We start from the raw sequence: 18,719 nt of genomic DNA, 5'->3' as shown, positions 1-18,719 counted from the left end.
GCGTTCATCACCTATATATCAGGTGTCGTATTTCTCAGCTTTAGTTACTTTATCTAAGAGATCATCCAGAGTTTCGCGACGTTTCGAATCCCGACGATCGGCGTATTCTTTTAAATCCCGGAAATAGACGCGGCGATGGCTACCCACCTTGTGGAAAGGTATCTCACCGTCTTTCAGTAAATCGACCAAATGCTGTCGTGAGACGCCCAAAAAGTTGGCTGCTGCTTGGGTAGTAAAGGTTTCATCTTCTGGCATCATGATGACGGACCGCTCCTGCTTCATTGAACAAATCAGGTGAACCATCATCCCATAAATGGCGTCAGGCAACTCCGTCCTGTTGCCTTCAGCATCCACTAATGCCGGACGCCCACCTTTTCTGGATTTACGGGTTTATAAGGCCGATTATTAACTGCTATGTACCCACTAATGTACCAACTTTGAGTATCACTGGTGAAGGGGATTAACTTCTAATCTTACCTGTTAGATTCATTTATGAATGCTTACCAATAAGTTGCAAAAAATATTAGAAATTGAATGTAAATAAAACAATTTGGTAGTAAAGATAGGAAGTGATTGGAAATATGATTAAGATGATATCAAAGGGAAGAAAGTAAACAACTGATAAATTCAATTAAGAGAAGCAAGCATATCTTAATCTATTTTATATAACAGCATCGCCGTTCGGAATAAATCAGTAATTACTTGAGGTAACGTCCTATAGTTATTCACTCATTACTGAGATTCCAATGCACGGGACTAAACCAAAATATTCAGAGAAGCAAGCAGAGTCAAAAAAAGGAATTTCTAATTTAACAAAAGAAAATTCCTCTGAATCAAATGCCATCCAGATCCCCCGGATTTCATTGCCAAAAGGTGGTGGCGCATTAAAAGGTATTGACGAAAAATTCGAAGTTAATTCTGCTACTGGGAGTGCTGGATTTAGCATTCCTTTACCTGTCTCTCCCGGACGAGATGGTTTCGCGCCGGAATTCAAACATCATTCATTTATATAAGATCATGAGCACAGTAAAACGAATTACCGATTTAACCAAATACACAAATGTGTTGCCATATGCCAGTGAGTTATTTGGTGTTTATCAACCCCTTCTTGGGTGGAGATCTAAGCGATTAGAAAAAAGATTTAATAAAGGGTTTAAAGAAGAAAAAGCAGTTCTTCTAAAAAAATTGCAGAATCAATTTTCAGATCTTGTAAACCTAAAACTCAGTAATAAAAATGAACTCATTATAGATATCAAACCAGGTATCTTGAAGGGGGGTGAACTAAAAAACAGTAAAAGTTTAGTGCTTGAAAGAATTTCTAATCTTATTCCAAAATTTGAAGACTATGACTCATCAGTTTGGCCCAGAATTATCAATAATTCGTCCATTAAGTCCATGTTGACAAAAGATGCTGCAAAATTTTATTCTGATCTATATTCAAATCTCCCTAGGGAAAAAAGAACGGCTGAATCAGAAGCAGCAGCCATAGGAATTTTGAGAAAGCAATTACAGTATGAATCATCAATTGCTGGAGCATTGCTTTATTTAGTAAAAGAACAAAGACATACTATTTTGGAGGAACTATTTTATAAATCAATGGATAGGCATGAGCAGGCAGAATCATTGATAAAAATGATTACTTCGGATAATAGAACCGAAGCTTTTCTTGATATTGACAACCTTGATCCAACTGAAAAGGAACAGCTTCAGGGAGTCTCACTTTCACCAATAAGTGTTGTGCATCTGTTTAGGCAGTATTTCTTTGAACTAGATACTTTTTTAGGCACACCTGAGAGTCATGTTTGGCTTAGTCCCGGTTCAAGTGCAACACTTATAGAAGAACATACCCGAAGAAGTGTTGTTGAAAAAACAATAGAGAATTCCTTCGACATATTTACAAAATCAGAATCTGAAACGACAATTAAAGATGAAATTTCAGATGCGGTTAGTAGTGAAAATTCAAAGACTCTGAATTTTGGCGCAAGCGTAACAGCTTCATATACTGACATTGAAGCTACTTCAAGTTTTGACTACGAAAGCTCGCAAAATAACGCAAGAGAAAAAACGCATAAGAGTATGCGAGAACAAACTCAAAAATTATCATCTGAAATCAGGAAAAACTTTAAAAGCACATTTAAAACCGTTACAGAACTTACTGAATTTAGTAGTACAGAACATGTGCTTTCCAATACTACCAACAAATTAATCAACTACGAATTAAGAAGAAAAATGAGGCAAGTAGGTGTCCAGGTTCAGGATATTGGAACTTATCTCTGTTGGCAAACCTATGTAGACGATGCTGGCCAAGATCTTGGCCTTGCGAATCTTATGCATATTGCACAATCACCAGAATTAGATGGATTAAAACATCCGGAAGAAATACCAAGACTTCAAACCAGCAAGGAAGTGAAGTCGGTCACCATCCCTTTTAGAGCAACTAATGATGAAGGCGCCGACAAGGATGAAGTATATGTAAATGGTAAAGAAAGTGATGGGAATAATGAAGGTAGTTTTGGAAGGAGTGGTAATTTTGAAACTATTCAGGCGGTTTGGCCTTTTAATTTTGCCTCACCCTTTGCAAATCACGAATTAAAAATGGTGGAATTCGATGCACTCGGCCAAGTTGCAACGGCATCAATAGTAGAAGACACTCTGGTCAGCATGGACGGACAAGCATCATTTGACTTGCATTTGGATACGGTCAATTTTGAAGGTAATAATGGCATCCAGGTTAATTTGACGTTACATTGGGAACCCAACAGTATCGCAAATAAACGAATTGACGCAGAAAACGAAGCCAACGTTGAAAATTTTAAAGCCGAAGAAAAAACAGCCTACGAAACTGCGTATTTAGAAACTGTTAAAGACAGGATTAATGCCGTAAGTAATATTACAGCACGAAATACTCAAGAGTTACGAGAAGAAGAAAGGATTGTTATCTACAGGCGTTTAATACAAGGGATGCTATTGAATAAAGTCTCAACTCCAGATGACAAGACCAGACACGTGTTAGCTGAATTAATCAATTCTATTTTTGACGTTGACAAAATGCTGTATTTCGTTGCTCCCGAATGGTGGCGGCCAAGGCTGCACAAAAGTAAACAACAGCTTTATGAAACTTCTGGCAATTCATCTTTACAAAACAATTCAGCATCTTCCGTTTCTGCTATTCGCACTTCATTTGCAGGTACTTTTCCAGCCAAATTTACCGACGAACTGGATGCTGTAAGTGAAGCTGAGGATCCTTCTATTGTTGACCCCAAAATTTTAGTGTCTAATACCGTGGGTTGGGGGGATACCATCGGAACCAGGCGTGAAAATTATTATATCACTGAAGATTCTGTTCCTGCAAAATTCGGCAGTTCTTTGGGCTGGCTTCTGCAAATAGATGGTGATAATAGAAGGAACGCTTTTTTGAATTCTCCCTGGGTCAAAGCAGTTATGCCTATCAGGCCAGGTAAAGAAAAAGCTGCTATCAATTGGTTAACAGCTGTTGAGGGGATGAATGGCATTACTGAAGATGTCTTGTATCATTCTAACAATCCAGAGGAAAAGGATATGGATGGTAATCCTTTAGATGGTCAAAAGATGATGGATGTCTTAATGGATCTTGCTAATAGAATAGACAAAAAGCATAAAGAAGGTCTCAAAAAAGATGATTTTCCTAAAAAAAGTGAAGTATCTGATCCTGCCTTAGTAGATGATAAAAACAGGGTCACTTCAACACCCATTGATCGGGTTTATGAGCATGGATTTTTTCCATTGGAAGATAGCTTCAGGGCCAACATTGGGGAAAACTATGAGATATTTGACCAGTGGATTGAAATCTTGCCAACGGACCAGACGGTTCCGGTGGAGGTTGAGTATGATCCAATAACCGGAAGACAGATTTAAATTATACACCCAAGTTAGTATAAAAATTCACCATTGTTAATTCAATATATATGAGTTTAGCGCCTGAAGACAAAGCCGATCTGCTGAGATTTACATCACATTCACGCAGGAATTCAAATGCGTATTTAGATACAATCTCCAACGCCGCTCTTATCGCTTTTTTGCAATTTGAGCAAGTTAAAGGACAAATAGAGTCTCAACCTAAGACTAGTTTAGCAATCGATATTTTTCTCGATTTCCTTGTTGGTATAGCAATTAATACTGCTGGGAGCTCATTGGTTAAGTCATTGGTAGGCAAAATGGTAGGTAGGGTTGTAAACTCGCGATTTGTTGTAGGGAAATTCATGAACACTGTTCCTGCAGGTAACAAGTCTAATACAATAATCCTTTATAAAAACGTCGGTATTTCAAAGAGACTTAACTTTGATTCTTACACAGATTTTCTGAAAGCACATCGAATTGAAAAGGCTAATATTTCAAGAATTCAGTATGGGGCTAATCTGGCATACAATGGGTTGCTTGCTCCAAAAGTAAGAGCAGTAGTGGCAAATGCGGGAAAATCGAAAAATAGCAGCTCAGGGAAACTCGGAATTTCAGAAACTATTTCAATTGTAGACTCAGCAATGGCGTATGCTGTGAACCAGAAAGTTCTAAATGATATTATGTTCGATGAGCTAGAGAATGTAATAAGGTTGGACCTTCTTTCCGATCCTGACTCTTATAATGATATTTTTAAACGGTTAAAGGAACTTCATCACCCCCTAAGTCACCAAGGAGAGGTGATTTCGCTGGACACTGCAAGAGAACAATTAATTTGGTATTTTGAATTCATCCTCTGGGCAATAACATTTTCCAAAGTATATAAAAGCGGTGTTATCAAACTGGAAAGTACACATAATGATCCAAGGCTTAAATTATTCGATGATATCGGTAAAGATCATACCCTAACAAAATATCTTGTTAATCGGTTGGGAGAGAATAGGCATCTTTTCAAATACAATGAAAAAATTTATCACCGTGCTGATTATCTGAGAATACAGCTACGACAGGCTGGTAAAATAGCGAATGAAAAGAAAGTGGATTTTGGAAATTTACATTTCATATAATCAAATAGTTGCCTTTATTTTTGGGGATCTAACACTAATATTTGTATAATTGGGTTAGTCTGGAGAGTTACTTACGATCAATTCTTACATGTTTGATAAACAACAGTTGGCCATTAAAAAACATCAAGAACTCCCGGTGTTTCGTGGATACTTGAAGCGTCCTTTTTTAGTGACTTGACATTTCAATCACTTTATCATCTTTGATGATTTAGGAGCTTCTTGCTCAAAAAATGAATCAAATTAGCTGTTTATTGAACGAATAGTGATGGATTTCCGCCGTACCTTCAAATAGATTGATTGATGATCTCACTCATAATCAATTTCCATAACCTCAGGCTAAGATATATACTGTGCCCGACGATATTTTCAAAAACATCCAGCATAAAGAAGCAGACTTTGTCTTTTTTTAGTGCATAGCAGCTGCGTTCCGGTATTTAGAAGCACCTGTCAAGTTAGCGGCCTATGGGGTTATCCTGGTAAGAAAAAATGAGCCAATTGGGTTTCTAAATGGAGAAAAGCGCTGGCAATATTGGCAGACACTTTAATCCCTTTTGATATTCTTTGTTACAGGAAACTTTAAACTCATATTAATAGGGTCCAGACCATTTACTTAAGTAATTATAACCATGCTTAATATAATCAACACACTAATAGCCGCCACCATATCTCTTTTGATTTTATATTTCGGACATCGCCTGGATAAACGGAGAAGGGAAGAACAGGTAGCAAAACAGAAAGAGCTATCGGCAAAAGAAGAGGCTAAGCAGGCGGAGCAAAACAGATTACATGCAGATCGTATCCAGTTTGAATTAGCAGCAAATTATTTTGGTCCGCAAAATGGCCATTATATCGTTGAAATTATCATGGTACTAACCAATAAGGGGCTGGTAAGAAAAAAATAAAATAACTTCTACTAACAATTAAAGGGATTAGAGAAAATACAAATATCGGTTTGTTTCTGGATTCAGAATCACCGATAAATATTGCCGGCTTCCCTGAGGAGATAGTAAAAACCAATGTGCTGGAAAAGAAAGTCAAAGAAAATGACAAGGAGGGGTATGAAAAGAGGGAATGGTTTGTAGAGCCTGGAATCGTACAGAAGTTTTCTTACGTGACCAGAATTCCCGAGGATATTCGATTCATACTTGTCCGATCCGGTTTTAATTATCACGAGTCTTCCACACATAGTACTCAGAAGGTGTTTGAGTTGAAGCAAAAAACATCAACAGAACAAATTAACACCCAATAAAGTTATTATCGGTAACACTTAATAACAACATCATGAAAACCCCACTGAAACCCATTACCCGGAACCAACAAAACCATACCGTAAGTTTACTGCATCAGGCACTGGCTGCTTTGGGGTTTTCTGTTTCCCAGAAAGAAGTATCCAAAAGCATTGCTGGAAAGAATACCATCAAGAAGGTGCGTGAACTGCAGGCGAAATTAAAGGTACCTGTAGACAATAATTTTGTGGTTGATGAAGCCACTGCATTGGCGATCTCAAAAGAATTAGTGGATCAGGGATTGACCGCTGCAGGCCATTCCTATAAGGAAAGTGGCCTAGTGCAATTGGCCAATGGAGCTTTTAAAAAACGGTAACAATTGATCGCCTTTGATCTCGACTTGCAGGGCATTGCCCAGTTCCGCACGGTAAAGAAGCAAATGAAATCATAAAAAATGAGAGCTTTGAATTTCTGGGGAAGCCGTATCTGATTACCGGGCAAATTATAGCATTATCTTATACGACTGGCAGTACCAGCGGGGGATTGGCGGATGTGGTTGTATATGCCCTTAATAAAGAAAATATAGTAGCCCATTACTGGGTTGAGTCAGCAGTTAGTACATTAAATTCCACGTGTCCGACTTGCGATGCTAACCTCACAAGGAAATTTGTCCCCAGCGTGTCACCATTAAAAATAGCTGTTACTGACATCGAGCTTTTTGCAGGAACAAAGTCTGATTCAGGCCTAATTTGCAGACACAGAACGTTGCCGCACTTTAGCTCTGGGATAATTTCCTCAACCCACCATTCCAACTGCTTCGTACCTTTATTTAATACTGAAAACACTCCATCTGCCCCCATAAAAAGAGAGTCGGGTTCAACTGCTAGGATTGCGTTAACTGGCATTAACTGAATTCGGACCTCAAAACCATCTTCTCTGACTTCGAAAGCGTCGCTTCCAGCATAGATCAAAGTTTGATTATTGCTAAATATTTCAGCGTTAAACTCCACTGGTCCACGCTCGACTTCGATGTCGAATGTGATAATCGAATCCGTCTGTGTCAATTTTCTTGAATGGAGTTGATCTGTCCCGTCCCTCGGTAGAACCTTCAGGTTCAATGAGTCAACAACTGAGGCAACGTCTTGCAGGTTTCCAGAATTTGAAAATGTTTTCAATCCTCGAAGATCGATTTGTACCTGACTCTGCCTGGTTTCCTTGAAATCAGATATTTGTTCATTACCACAGGATGTTACAAAAAAACAACTAATGAGAAAATACCAGTTTATCCACCGGGGAATTATCATGGCTCCTCCTTTCAAATATCAAATAATTGTGTTCACTGTGGGATGTCAATAATTACACTGCCAGATGCTGGACCATTACCTCCACCGTCCCCGCTAAGGAGAATTATCCCTCCTCCAACTGTAATCGCTAAAGCGGGGATATAAAACTTTGGTTTCTGCCACCAGGGCCTGAATCTTGACCATACATCCTTCACGTTATATTGAACAAAATCTTGTAACTGCTGTGCCTGTTGTGCACCCAGGTCAAATTTCGTTGGCGGTAGACCACGCCGCAAGAGGAAGGCCTCCATGGAGTTGACTTGAATATTTGGGAACTCTGGAAAACTGATTGTACCCTGCTCCAGAAATACGATGCCTTGATCACCACTATCATCCACGACGATTGCCGCACTGGTACCACTTATATCGATACTAACGCCCACTGCATCGACCCTGAGCTTACCATATAACCAATCAAAAACCAGAGATCCCTTTACAACCAGAAGCTTAAATCCTCCCAGCTTCTCAGGGGTTTCAGTAATTCTATATATCCCCTCTTCTTTTATCATATGGAGGGTATCGGGAGAGTTAGGCACCAAGAAAATGTTACCTTTTTGATCAGGTAGCCTGATCCTAAGATCCGCACGAATATTTTTTTTCACTTGCATCAACTCGCGCCTGAACAAATCAATTTTAGGTCTTGCGTTTATCCATTCTTCCCGTTGAATCTGTACCCTGTCGGTCTCCTCATCAATTAGAACTGGCTTTGCACTGGAAATATCAGCGATGCGTTGAATACGCCCTATAACCTCCTCTTGTGCCCATCCTTCCGGTAATAACAACCCAAATAACAGAGAAAAGAGAACACCGATTGTCCTTTTTAACATATGAGCCCCCTTAATTTTCCCTTAAATCAGCCTGATCAGCTGATTCGAAAATATCTACCATCCCAAAGTAGCTTATAGAATGGATATCGCTATCTTTAATATACCAAAGACGTCTCTCTGATCTCGAATAAAAATAAAACTTTCCATTCTGACTATCTATTAATATCAAACGCTCATCTCCCTGCCATAACGGATTTCCCCTTAAAGAATCATCCACTACAACCTCAACTTGAGGATACTCATTAGATAAAAGTAGAATCCCATAATTGATTGGAAACAGGATTATTTGAGTACAGAAAAGCATTAAATTTACACCGAGCCAAAAGGTTTGCCAAAAACGGGACATTCTTAGTTCAATCTTGCGGTAGGTGCCAATCATCTTCCACAAGATGACCGCTGTAATAATTATGATCAATGCCAACCACCCCAAAAACTGCAAAAGTTCGCCACTTTCGTTGGTAGAAATCCAAAAAGCTAGTACCCCTTCATCGGCCCAAAGAGGGAATTCAATAGATTGGGAAGGCGGTGCTGGTATATTGTCGCCAAAAAGAAGACTAGTTATTCTGCTTGCTTTTAACAGCTGGTGTACCGCAATGAATTGACCGATAAGTATAACTAACCATAAGGTGCTGCGATGATGTCTAATAAAGTTTTTAATGTCATTAAGAAATTCCTGGCTGAATTGCCGTACCAATCTGAAGCGTAGAAGCCAATACATGATAAATAGCACCACTAACGTAACGGAGAACTCAAGAAAATAGGTACGCCCCAGATCCAGAATATTCAACGCAATGATGGAAATTAACTTAAAGGGTAGATAAGCGAGGAATTGCGCACCGGTATACATATACTGGTTCAAATCAACAGGGATGTTGCTGACCCCCAGCATATTGAGATGAGCACGGTGAGCGAGGAATCCCACCGCCGTACAAACGGCACTGATACCCGCAAGTGCACTAGCAATAAGGGTAAAGAAGCGTAGAACTGGTGCAAAAACTTTTTTAAGCATAGTACGCTCCCTTATTTATCAGCTTTAGTTACTTTATCAAAGAGATCATCCAGAGTTTCGCGACGTTTCGAATCCCGACGATCGGCGCATTCTTTTAAATCCCGGAAATAGACGCGGCGATGGCTAGCCACCTTGTGGAAAGGTATCTCACCGTCTTCCAGCAAATCGACCAAATCCTGTCGTGAGACGCCCAAAAAGTTGGCTGCTGCCTGGGTTGTAAAGGAAATATAGACTTATTTGATATTTTTTAAACTAACTTCAAACTATCGCCAATAATCATTGGCAGGTTACGTACTTCCCCAAGTGCAACATGGTTGCAGTGATCCCGGCAGTAGTTCTATTTGTCAGATTGGCTACAACCTTAAGATTTAATTCATTCAATAACTGATCTATTAATCACTAGAGGCTCAGAAACACTGGAACCCAGAAGGTCAGTACGATCGAACCACGCTTGTGCTGTGAGCGAATTCTCATTCGCTACAAGATCCCGTTCGATATTCATACTGAAATTACCGTTACTATCCATCTGGACCGTACGCCAGATTATTTCATCTTCTCCTTCTGTATGTATCGCTAGGCGGATACGGACAAAAAGAGGAAACTCACCAGTTATATCTATGTTGTCTTGAGTAGACAACCTCCATTGTCCGTGCAGTTCGATTCTTCTATTTATCCAATACCCTTTGCCTAGTCTTAATTCTGTTTTGTAACGAGGCCGGATAAAATAGAAACAACTTCCCCATTTCTCATCTGAGTCCTCAGCTCTTCGCCATATAGTGAGCAAGAATCCACTATCATTGTCACAACCTGGCTGAATGATCGAATCATCCAAGGAAAGTTTGCAGTTAAATATCCGATTTGTTCCAGGTTTAACATGGACTTCTGCGGGTGAAACTTCTAATTTCGATCCCCATGGCAGGCCATCCGGTACCAGTGCGGCAACTTCTGTCTCTACATAGTCATTATGTACTTGCATCTGAAACTCAATTGTATCATATGGACTGGCAGCCAGTGCCTCGAAGTCGAAGACGTTTTGCTGCGCGTTGTTGTTCTGGAGTTTAACATCATCGCTAGCAAGATGAATCGTGTCCCCAGTTGAAGGATCAACTTCAGAAGGGATTGTCCAGTCTATGATTTCCGCACGAAGACACTGGTGTACATTCGTTGCGTTGTCTATATTCCAGTCAAAAGGAGCTATTTCGGACGTATCTGGACCAACTTCAGCAATAGTCATTGTGTCACGTTCGATCCACCGCCCGTCGTCTCCCGACCCGGGAGGATCACAGATAAACCAGCGTACTTTAACGTCCTCGGCTCTTATATTTCCTGCGTTATGAACCCGTGCAACCATGAAGTGACGTTCAAATCCTGAGGACGGAAATCGTACCGTTTCTCCTTGATCTGTCGGTGTTCCCTCAGGATATACTCGTGGCACATCTGGGTCTGGGTTATCACCGGGCCAGTCAATCCAAATATCGGGACTACGCCAAGATGGCACGTGATCCTGAAAGTGCAGGTCAATGAACTCTGCCTGTTCTCGTTCCACCCGAAGATGAAATACCGGAATACTCCCCCCACGAATAGATTGTACATCTACTACCTCGACAGTGGTCCCTTTCAAAGGGAATTCGACACCCGAAGCGAAATCCCAAGTGTCACCTGCTGACATCAATTCGTTCCCTTGGTTAAGTCGATGCACACTTCGGCGATACAGCCCATTCACTGCCCATCGCCGATCTGATTCCGGATCGAGAACATTAGTGGCGATTACCGATGGAGATGGAGGAAGGTTTTGCGAGTATTGAACACCCGGTGCATGTAGCTCCAAAAAATTAATCACACCCCCGTCACTTCCCAGATGAATCTTCATCAGTTGCCCAATCGGTACTGAACCCCCTACAACCGCTCTTACATCTGTTTTCATGCTACCATCCCAATACTCAACCGGCACAAGCCATGCCTCGGTAACGCTGGTGTCCATAGGGGCCGGCATCGGGACCTCGATCACACGGTTCAGATCGTCATCGTCATCCTCAACAATCCAATCGAGCTTCCATTTACTCCATCCGCAAAAGTGATTGAAGCGCCAGTTACCGCCCCCCATCATCGCCCAACGGTCGATATAAAGCACATCATCTCTGAATCCAGAGGCACTGTAAAGATCAGGGAGCCCGATAGCATGCCCAAGTTCATGTGCCATTATACCAGGCGAAAAACCGTTAAACTCCTGCCCGATCACAACACTGGTATTCATACTGACCGGAGTATCGTCAGGATCCGGGTTGTTAAGATCAACAGCAATGTGCGTTCTTCTGAACATGCGCAGTCTTCCAAAGTCGGCTGGATCGTCGGCTCCCCACCGGTCAGCCAACGGGATGGATGACGGTGGTTCTCCTACAAAACCGATCATCATAACGTCAAACTCTTCGAACATAGCTCGTGTATTATCAGGATTCCACGGACCCAGCGTGCGAATATGATCCATTGCGGCTGTAAATACATCATCAGCTAATTTTCTGGAGTATCGCAGTGTGTTCTGATTATTGACGTTACTCTCACTACCTGACAACGGTATTGCTGCCGACCAGCCAGACTCACTATGTCCGCTGCTGTTAATTACCTCAATATTTGCACCTGCCCCACCCTTATTATTGGTCAGCTCGATTGTTACCGTCAACTCTTGCGCTGCAGTATCTTCCGAGGAGTCGACCGCTGTATTAAAATGTGGATCATCCTGGCCAGGCCCTTCTCCTGCATCGGCTTGTGCCGCACGGAGACAGGTTTCAAAATAATCTCTTGTGACGCTGTTGCTCGTAAGTACGCCAGTCTCCCGATTAAAAGTGCCGAAGCCGGTCGCCTCAAATGCATCAGGTAATGGAGTAGCAATCGATGTTATTTCGATCGTTCCCTTTTGAACAAAGTCAGCAGGCGCTACCTCTGAAACCCTGAACTGTCCCTGAAGCAATCCAAATTGGGTGTCATCATCATTAAGCCGGATCCTGCGGAAGATAACATCCTGTATTGTGACTGGGCTATCAGTCAGGCTACTCTCTGCGTCGCGGATAGCATCCGTAAAATGAGTCCCAAGGGCATCGAGAAACGCAGACTCGTCATCGCCCTGATTGTGCGTGAGTGACAAAGCATCAAATTCCAGATCAAGAACATGCGTGTCTCCCTCTTGAGTTTCGACTGTTAACTGGAGAGTTTCGGTACCATCAAAATCCACCACTACCGGATAGCTGGTGTGGTCACGAGCGGTCCAAAGTGCAGCAAAGGGAATAGGATAGTCTTCACCAGTCCCCACCCGTGGATTTGTACGCAACTCGAGCGACTCCGTTCCATCCAACACAAGCGGATTAGTCCAATCTGCGGGCATCACCGCCTGTACACCCCCAGGAGTAAAATCGTCATAGAAATAGTCGGAAATCGGTTGTGGCAATACCAACGGTGTTCGTGTTCCTCCGAAATCATAACCAAAGGCTGAGAACTGCACATCCAAGTCTCCATAGCTGTTCTCATCATAATAATCATTTACGATGTCAAAAACGTTTGGTTCTATCTGTGCAATCAACTTGTTCTGGTTCGGATCGGTAAAACTCTGTCCTGGTTCAATTACTGTGAACACGCAAACCTTCAATTCCGGATTCGGTGTAGCCCGGTGCACCCGGCTTCCATAGTAGGTGACAGTAGATGGAGGCTCCGGTTCGAAGGTAAGATCGTCTGGCAGCAAGCCCTGGAGTGTCGGAACATAATCTGCCAGAGCCCACGTCTCCAGGCGGCGTTTACGTGAATCATAAAGGATCATCTTCTGCGTTTTGGCTTGCCCGGCGGCTACGGCCACCCCGCCCTGTCCAAGAAACCGCTCAAACTTTACGTTTAACTTCTGATCCATCACCGCCATGCGGCGATTGCCGGCCGAAAAGGCGACCACGTGCTCTCCAACCATCGCAAGCCGTTTGGGGGTCCATTGCAATTTCGTGCTGTGACGATCTTCGCATGGTTCGTCGTCACGGATACCGCCGGGCAGGTTGTCATCCCGATCTCGTCCAGAATCATCATCCGGCTCCCGGCAATCACATGGGTCCAAGCAGCCGCAACGCCTTAGGATTTCACAAAGCAGCTTGCAGGCACGGGCGATTGCTTCGGGCTGCCTACTGAAAGATGCCGAGGATGCCCTCGCCACATCAACCTTTGTGATATAGCCACCCTTTTGGGCTACCAAGACGTGTTGCCCCGTAAGCATGGCTACAGCAGTTACCCGCGGTATATCCATCGTGTGTACCTTAGCCGTTTCTCCAGTTCCGGTCCTATCCGGTTCTACCAGGCGTAGTTCTCCCTTCTCAAATCCCACTAGCAGCTTGTCATTGTTTGGATGCAGCAGGGAAAGGGATTTATCCAGGTTCAAATCCCCCAGGAATTGCAATCTACGTGTTCGCCTGTTCAGCTCATACAGTTTATAACCGGTTCCCTTCGACGATTCGGTCTGTATTATGATGCTTCGGCGGGTTGCGATCAAGCAATAGATCTTTTCCTCAATATCGTCCGCCAGAAGTGTGGCATCCGGGTTATCTGTAATAGCAGATTCTTTGACCGCAAAGTCATACGACCAAAGCCTGCCCTTTTGATCAGCAACAATAATTTCTAGATAATTTCGGGATCCCGAGGCGACCAGATGTGTGGCAGGCGCTTTAACCAGTATTTCCGCTATGGGGCGGCTTGCCTCATCAGTTTGACCGACATTGTCAAAATCCAAGATAACAATCTTCTTATTTGTAGCAATTGCAACATATTCATCGTTTGGGCCAAAAAGAGTCAATTGTTCCTCACGCACGTCTTTGAGGTATTTCGGGGGACCATCCCCAGTATTTTTTGGAGGGATCTGGTGTTCCTTACACCAGCCGGGTCTCAAACTTTTCTTTTCACTCTCAACAGAATAACCACGCTGAACAACATCTTTACCTTTTGAATTATTTTCATATGACATATTCAACCTCTCTCTCTATCGATTATTTTTTAACACAGTCCAAAAATATTAGGAACCCATATAGAGCTAAATCATCCTTAGAATTTTACGCTATTAACTTTCCTTTGGGCAATAGGTTTTATCAAATTAAATATTATAAGAGCTTATCCCAGTTTCACTCCCTAAATTTACTACCACATATTTCTAGCCCATCCATCCGATTTAAAATTCTAAATTACTTTGTAGAAGTAATTCTTAATATCTTATATTTGCAGTCTCGAAAATTCATTGTTCATTTAAATATTGTTGGCAGGACTTAGTTACCTAGTTGTTACCTAATCGTTACCAAATGAGGGTCATTTGGGGCCGTAACAAGTACGATATGGCAGCAAACAGGAAAGCACATAAAATCGGTATAAGTCGTTGTCCAGCAAGTAATTACGATACTTGCCCGAGTGGCGGAATTGGTAGACGCGAGGGACTTAAAATCCCTTGGGGGCTAAACCTCCGTGCCGGTTCGAGTCCGGCCTCGGGTACCACAATCCCTGTAAGTCATTGGCTTACAGGGATTTACCTTTTTAGGTACAAACATTGGTACAAACATTATTTTAGCGAAGTGGAGTTTTTTCCTCATTTTGTCACCTGTTTGTTACCAAATGCCCAATCGCATATCATACTTCACTGAAAATCCGTAAAGCGATTTTCAGGTTTCTAAGTCCTACCAGCAACGACTTCTCTTTTCCAAATCAACTTTTAACCTAATCCTACTTAGATGAAGTATGCCGTCTACCCATTTAAACGATATAAAAAAATTCGATACTACGTACGCTTTGAGGATGAATATGGAAATCCTAAAACTCTTTCCACCGGCATAAATTGCTCGCTTAATGCAGATAAACAAACCCGTTCAAAAGCCAAAGACAAAGCTGAGCAAGCAGGAATAGAGAAAGTTCTTAACTACTTCAAAGAACAACTTGAAGTTCAAACAAATGGAAACCAGGCAATGGTACTCTCTGATTACTTAGAGGAATACTATTATCCTCGTGTACGGACCAATTGTGCTGAATCGACACTCGTGAGTTATAAGGGAGCCTTAAATCACTTCACGAGGATTTGCAGTAATCGTCCCTTAGATGGGTATAAACGTAGTGATATTAATAAATACAAACTTCATCGCTACGACAAAGAGGGTATTCGCAAAACGACCATCAACATTGAACTTCGTTCTATTAAAACCGCCTTCACTTGGGCTTACAAGAATGATTTCTTAGACAATAATCCCTATAAGGGTTTGGGCTTTCTGTTTGATGTAAAAAGCAAAAAACGGGAATTCAAAAAATCGGAAGTCAAACGGCTGCTAAAACATACAGAGGGCAAGATGATTGGGCTAGTTATTCGCTTGGCCTATTTCACCGGAATGCGTATTGGAGAAATGAGTGCTCTGACATGGGGAGAAGTAGACTTAGATAATCGTCGAATAGCAATTCCAGCCCATGTAACTAAAACCGCTGAAGACCGAATGATCCCACTTGGAGATAAGGCGTTTAACATCGTAAATATTTTAAACAGCGTCTTAAAAAGTAAAATGAAAAATAATACTAAAATTTATAATAACAGACGAAAAGAGGATTGTTTCCTACTACAAAAAGAACGTGGACATGGACAATATGCGCGACGAAGTATCCAGCAAAAGTTTCGCAGGGTGATGAATGATGCAGGACTCCCAAAAGAACTGAGCTTTCACTGTCTGCGTCATTCTTTTGCAACGCACGTTTTAGAAAATGGAGGTGATCTCTATAAGGTCAGTAAAATACTAGGGCATTCTACTCCTATGGTAACCTCACTATTCTACGATCATACTGAAGCATTAAATTTTAGGGAAACCGCTAATCTAATATAAATATTAGAAGCCCTTATCAATAAGAGTTTATATTATTTCTCTTGTTTTGAGTACTTAAATCCGTTAATTTTAGCGCTCTTTTGAAACAGATACTTTCGCACAAAAAATATATGGGCCCGTAGCTCAGCGGTTAGAGCAGTCGACTCATAATCGATTGGTCGCAGGTTCAAATCCTGCCGGGCCCACTTTTCTTTTCCCTCCTTTCGACCCCTCCGAAATCGCCCATATAGCTATTTAAACGGTATTTTTAGGCCCTTTCCTACTCTTTTCTACAAAAAATCCTGCGTGAAAACATTTCACTTTTTGCAACGATTTATGTAAATAGTTGGTACAAAAGTTGGTACATTGGTACAGTCAGTTACTAAGATTAATTACTTAATTGGAGCAATTGACACGAACCAATGCACATGAATGAGTTGGTACATCGTGTACCAACTATGTACCAACTCGTAATTTTCATACACAATATTGCTCATATGGCTAGTCTAAAAAAGAGAAAGGGAACGTATTACATTCGGTTTTTCAAGAAGATCAACGGGAAGAGAAAGCAAAAGGCCCTGAGCCTGGGCACGAAGATCAAGCGGGAAGCACAGAAACTTTTGATAGAATATGAGGATAAATACCAGCGGGGTGAAATCGATCCCTTTAATGGATGGACGCCTCGTAAAGAAGCCAAGAAAAAACGACAAAAATTACGTGGCAAATATATCCCTTTGCACAAGGCGGCCGATCAATTTATTGAAGAACGCAGCCAGGCAAATCAGACGACAAAAGATAACTACCGGCGACATCTGAATATGCTGGAAGATCAGCTGGGTCGCACCATGCCCGTGACAGAAATTTTGGAGAAGGACATTCGGGAATTTTGCTTTCGGGATGATATAGCCCCGGCAACCCAGGCAAGTTACCTTCGGCACCTGAAGGTGTTCTTCCGATGGATGCACGAAAAGGGGATTCTAAAGGAAGATATAACCGCCGATATTAAACCGCCCAAAGTCCCGCAAAAAATAGCTCAAAAGACTATTTCCAGGAAAGAACTGGAGGAGGTTTTTAAAGCTTTCGACAAGTTTTATAAGGAACAAAAAGAAAAAGGGTATGTGACCAAACCCCATCAAATGAGGTTATGGTTCAAACCGATGATCAATACCATGTACTACTGCGGCATGAGGGCTAGTGAGGCAGTAAATCTCAAATGGAATGAGGTTAATTTGGAAGGCAATCCCGATGACTCAGATGATCATGGCCATATATTGATTATAAATTCAGATGATAACACCACAAAGTCAAAACTGGAGCGCGTAATTCCGATTAGAGAGCCTTTAAAGCCTTGGTTGGTGGAATGGCATAAGAAACAAGGTGAACCAACGGATGGATACGTTTTCCCAAGCTCTACAGGGCTAAACAGGTTTCATGGGATGACGGCTGGATCATTGTCAAAGTCATTTAAAAAGTTTGTCAAATTGGCCGAGAAAGTCCCAAACTCCGTAACTCTGCACGGTCTTCGGCATTCCTGTGCTACTGACCTCTTACGCAAAGGGGTACCGATCCATATTGTTCAAAAAATTATGGGACACTCTACTGTAGATGTGACTCAAATTTATGAGCATTTAGGTCAGCAGGATATTAAGAATGCTATAAAAGGGATAGATTGAGATCCTTCTGTTTTGCAATAATCCCCTATTCCAACTAGTTCCAAATGTAACGAAATAAAGCAGTTATGCCCATTGACACCAACATCCTTGCTCATTTTTTGAACGACCAAAAAACGAACCTTTAGATTCCCGTTAGTAAAACGTTCTATATTGAAGGGACAAGTAACAGACTGGAGCTGTCGGGGTGACCTAGAAAACGAACCAGCTTAAAGAGCTATTTTTGGTATACGTCCCCGACAGCTTACCGACCAAGAGCCCTAGTTAGAATGTAAGCTCCACCGGAGCCAGTAAAGGTACCAGGAGTTGGTCGTATCCAGTCTACTATCAATGATGTAATATAGGAGAAAAACCGATGGAAGGGAATTACTGGGTAGGAATTGACGTATCACAAAAGCAGCTGGACTGGGAAATCACCACCTCCGGGAATCAGCCCGCGGGGGCGGGGTTAGCAGCCAACAGTCCCCGGGGTATCACGCGGATGTTGAGCGGCTGGACCAGCCGGGGAATTGGCCTGGAGCAGATGATCATTTGTTTTGAGCACACCGGCCCCTACGGGCTGCTGTTGGCAGCGATGCTTGAGCAGGCCGGGGCCTGCTATGTGATGGTCTCAGCGGCCGAGGTCCAGCACTCCCTGGGCATCCGGCGGGGCAAGACCGACCCGATTGATGCGGGGCGGCTGGCCGAATACTGCTGGCGGTTCCGCGACCGGCTGCGCCCGAGCCGGCTGCCCTCGGGCGCGTTGCTTGAGCTGCGCGGGTGGCTGTTGTGGCGGGAACGGCTGGTCAAGATGCGCACGGGA

At 42.3% G+C, this 18,719-nt stretch carries 15 protein-coding genes and 2 tRNA genes; 11 read left to right on the top strand and 6 right to left on the bottom strand.

Features of this window, described 5'->3' with window-relative positions:
- Positions 1–18 precede the first annotated feature (18 nt).
- Positions 19–327: a helix-turn-helix domain-containing protein gene (locus NC796_RS13970; protein WP_310685239.1), complete on the bottom strand. Its 309-nt coding sequence runs from the start codon at positions 325–327 to the stop codon at positions 19–21.
- A gap of 419 nt (positions 328–746) precedes the next feature.
- Here NC796_RS13970 and NC796_RS13965 point away from each other — a divergent pair, with 419 nt between their 5' ends.
- From NC796_RS13965 to NC796_RS13940, 6 genes are all read left to right on the top strand, one after another.
- Positions 747–1,013, top strand: a complete 267-nt coding sequence (locus tag NC796_RS13965; protein ID WP_310685238.1) for a hypothetical protein — start codon at positions 747–749, stop codon at positions 1,011–1,013.
- A 4-nt stretch (positions 1,014–1,017) separates the two neighbouring features.
- Entirely contained in the window at positions 1,018–3,894 is a 2,877-nt protein-coding gene (locus NC796_RS13960) for a hypothetical protein (protein ID WP_310685237.1), read from the top strand.
- Between the two features lie 50 nt (positions 3,895–3,944).
- Complete coding sequence (locus tag NC796_RS13955) at positions 3,945–5,000, top strand: hypothetical protein (protein WP_310685235.1); 1,056 nt, start codon at positions 3,945–3,947, stop codon at positions 4,998–5,000.
- Positions 5,001–5,626: 626 nt separating this feature from the next.
- Positions 5,627–5,902: a hypothetical protein gene (locus NC796_RS13950; protein WP_310685233.1), complete on the top strand. Its 276-nt coding sequence runs from the start codon at positions 5,627–5,629 to the stop codon at positions 5,900–5,902.
- Between the two features lie 50 nt (positions 5,903–5,952).
- The gene (locus NC796_RS13945) at positions 5,953–6,249 is read left to right on the top strand and encodes a hypothetical protein (RefSeq protein WP_310685232.1); all 297 of its coding nucleotides are present in this window, start codon (positions 5,953–5,955) and stop codon (positions 6,247–6,249) included.
- A 32-nt stretch (positions 6,250–6,281) separates the two neighbouring features.
- On the top strand, positions 6,282–6,602 hold the full coding sequence (locus tag NC796_RS13940; protein WP_310685230.1) for a hypothetical protein: 321 nt from the start codon (positions 6,282–6,284) through the stop codon (positions 6,600–6,602).
- A gap of 217 nt (positions 6,603–6,819) precedes the next feature.
- On the opposite strand, the gene NC796_RS13935 is transcribed toward NC796_RS13940, so the two are convergent.
- From NC796_RS13935 to NC796_RS13915, 5 genes are all read right to left on the bottom strand, one after another.
- Positions 6,820–7,545 carry a hypothetical protein gene (locus NC796_RS13935; RefSeq protein ID WP_310685229.1) on the bottom strand — a complete coding sequence of 242 codons (726 nt, stop codon included), beginning with the start codon at positions 7,543–7,545 and terminating at the stop codon, positions 6,820–6,822.
- Between the two features lie 17 nt (positions 7,546–7,562).
- A complete protein-coding gene (locus tag NC796_RS13930) occupies positions 7,563–8,396 on the bottom strand; it encodes a hypothetical protein (RefSeq protein WP_310685227.1) in 834 nt (277 codons plus the stop codon).
- Positions 8,397–8,406: 10 nt separating this feature from the next.
- The gene (locus NC796_RS13925) at positions 8,407–9,405 is read right to left on the bottom strand and encodes a hypothetical protein (protein ID WP_310685225.1); all 999 of its coding nucleotides are present in this window, start codon (positions 9,403–9,405) and stop codon (positions 8,407–8,409) included.
- A gap of 11 nt (positions 9,406–9,416) precedes the next feature.
- On the bottom strand, positions 9,417–9,632 hold the full coding sequence (locus NC796_RS13920) for an excisionase family DNA-binding protein (RefSeq protein WP_310685335.1): 216 nt from the start codon (positions 9,630–9,632) through the stop codon (positions 9,417–9,419).
- A gap of 146 nt (positions 9,633–9,778) precedes the next feature.
- Positions 9,779–14,389, bottom strand: coding sequence for a hypothetical protein (locus NC796_RS13915; RefSeq protein ID WP_310685223.1), 4,611 nt, complete (start codon positions 14,387–14,389; stop codon positions 9,779–9,781).
- 428 nt (positions 14,390–14,817) lie between these two features.
- Between NC796_RS13915 and NC796_RS13910 the strand changes: the two genes are divergently transcribed.
- The 5 genes from NC796_RS13910 to NC796_RS13890 all read left to right on the top strand — a co-directional run.
- A tRNA-Leu gene (locus NC796_RS13910) sits at positions 14,818–14,907 on the top strand.
- Between the two features lie 233 nt (positions 14,908–15,140).
- The gene (locus NC796_RS13905) at positions 15,141–16,268 is read left to right on the top strand and encodes a tyrosine-type recombinase/integrase (RefSeq protein WP_310685221.1); all 1,128 of its coding nucleotides are present in this window, start codon (positions 15,141–15,143) and stop codon (positions 16,266–16,268) included.
- Between the two features lie 112 nt (positions 16,269–16,380).
- Positions 16,381–16,453 (top strand) — tRNA-Ile (locus tag NC796_RS13900).
- A 291-nt stretch (positions 16,454–16,744) separates the two neighbouring features.
- Positions 16,745–17,920 (top strand): tyrosine-type recombinase/integrase, encoded by a 1,176-nt coding sequence (locus tag NC796_RS13895; protein WP_310685219.1) that lies wholly within the window; start codon positions 16,745–16,747, stop codon positions 17,918–17,920.
- Between the two features lie 352 nt (positions 17,921–18,272).
- On the top strand, positions 18,273–18,719 hold a 447-nt coding region (locus tag NC796_RS13890; protein WP_310685217.1), incomplete at its 3' end, for a transposase.

The sequence above is a fragment of the Aliifodinibius sp. S!AR15-10 genome, assembly GCF_031569985.1.
Taxonomy (GTDB): domain Bacteria; phylum Bacteroidota; class Rhodothermia; order Balneolales; family Balneolaceae; genus JAMQKA01.
The sequence above is the reverse complement of the archived record's forward strand: the minus strand, read 5'-3'. Positions and strand labels throughout refer to the sequence as shown.

What these genes read in the sequence shown, in the direction of transcription:
- NC796_RS13960 (WP_310685237.1), top strand. Translation starts at nt 1,018, where the DNA reads ATGAGCACAGTAAAACGAATTACCGATTTAACCAAATACACAAATGTG.
- NC796_RS13965 (WP_310685238.1), top strand. Translation starts at nt 747, where the DNA reads ATGCACGGGACTAAACCAAAATATTCAGAGAAGCAAGCAGAGTCAAAA.
- NC796_RS13955 (WP_310685235.1), top strand. Translation starts at nt 3,945, where the DNA reads ATGAGTTTAGCGCCTGAAGACAAAGCCGATCTGCTGAGATTTACATCA.
- NC796_RS13905 (WP_310685221.1), top strand. Translation starts at nt 15,141, where the DNA reads ATGAAGTATGCCGTCTACCCATTTAAACGATATAAAAAAATTCGATAC.
- NC796_RS13925 (WP_310685225.1), bottom strand. Translation starts at nt 9,405, where the DNA reads ATGCTTAAAAAAGTTTTTGCACCAGTTCTACGCTTCTTTACCCTTATT.
- NC796_RS13940 (WP_310685230.1), top strand. Translation starts at nt 6,282, where the DNA reads ATGAAAACCCCACTGAAACCCATTACCCGGAACCAACAAAACCATACC.
- NC796_RS13930 (WP_310685227.1), bottom strand. Translation starts at nt 8,396, where the DNA reads ATGTTAAAAAGGACAATCGGTGTTCTCTTTTCTCTGTTATTTGGGTTG.
- NC796_RS13895 (WP_310685219.1), top strand. Translation starts at nt 16,745, where the DNA reads ATGGCTAGTCTAAAAAAGAGAAAGGGAACGTATTACATTCGGTTTTTC.
- NC796_RS13950 (WP_310685233.1), top strand. Translation starts at nt 5,627, where the DNA reads ATGCTTAATATAATCAACACACTAATAGCCGCCACCATATCTCTTTTG.
- NC796_RS13915 (WP_310685223.1), bottom strand. Translation starts at nt 14,389, where the DNA reads ATGTCATATGAAAATAATTCAAAAGGTAAAGATGTTGTTCAGCGTGGT.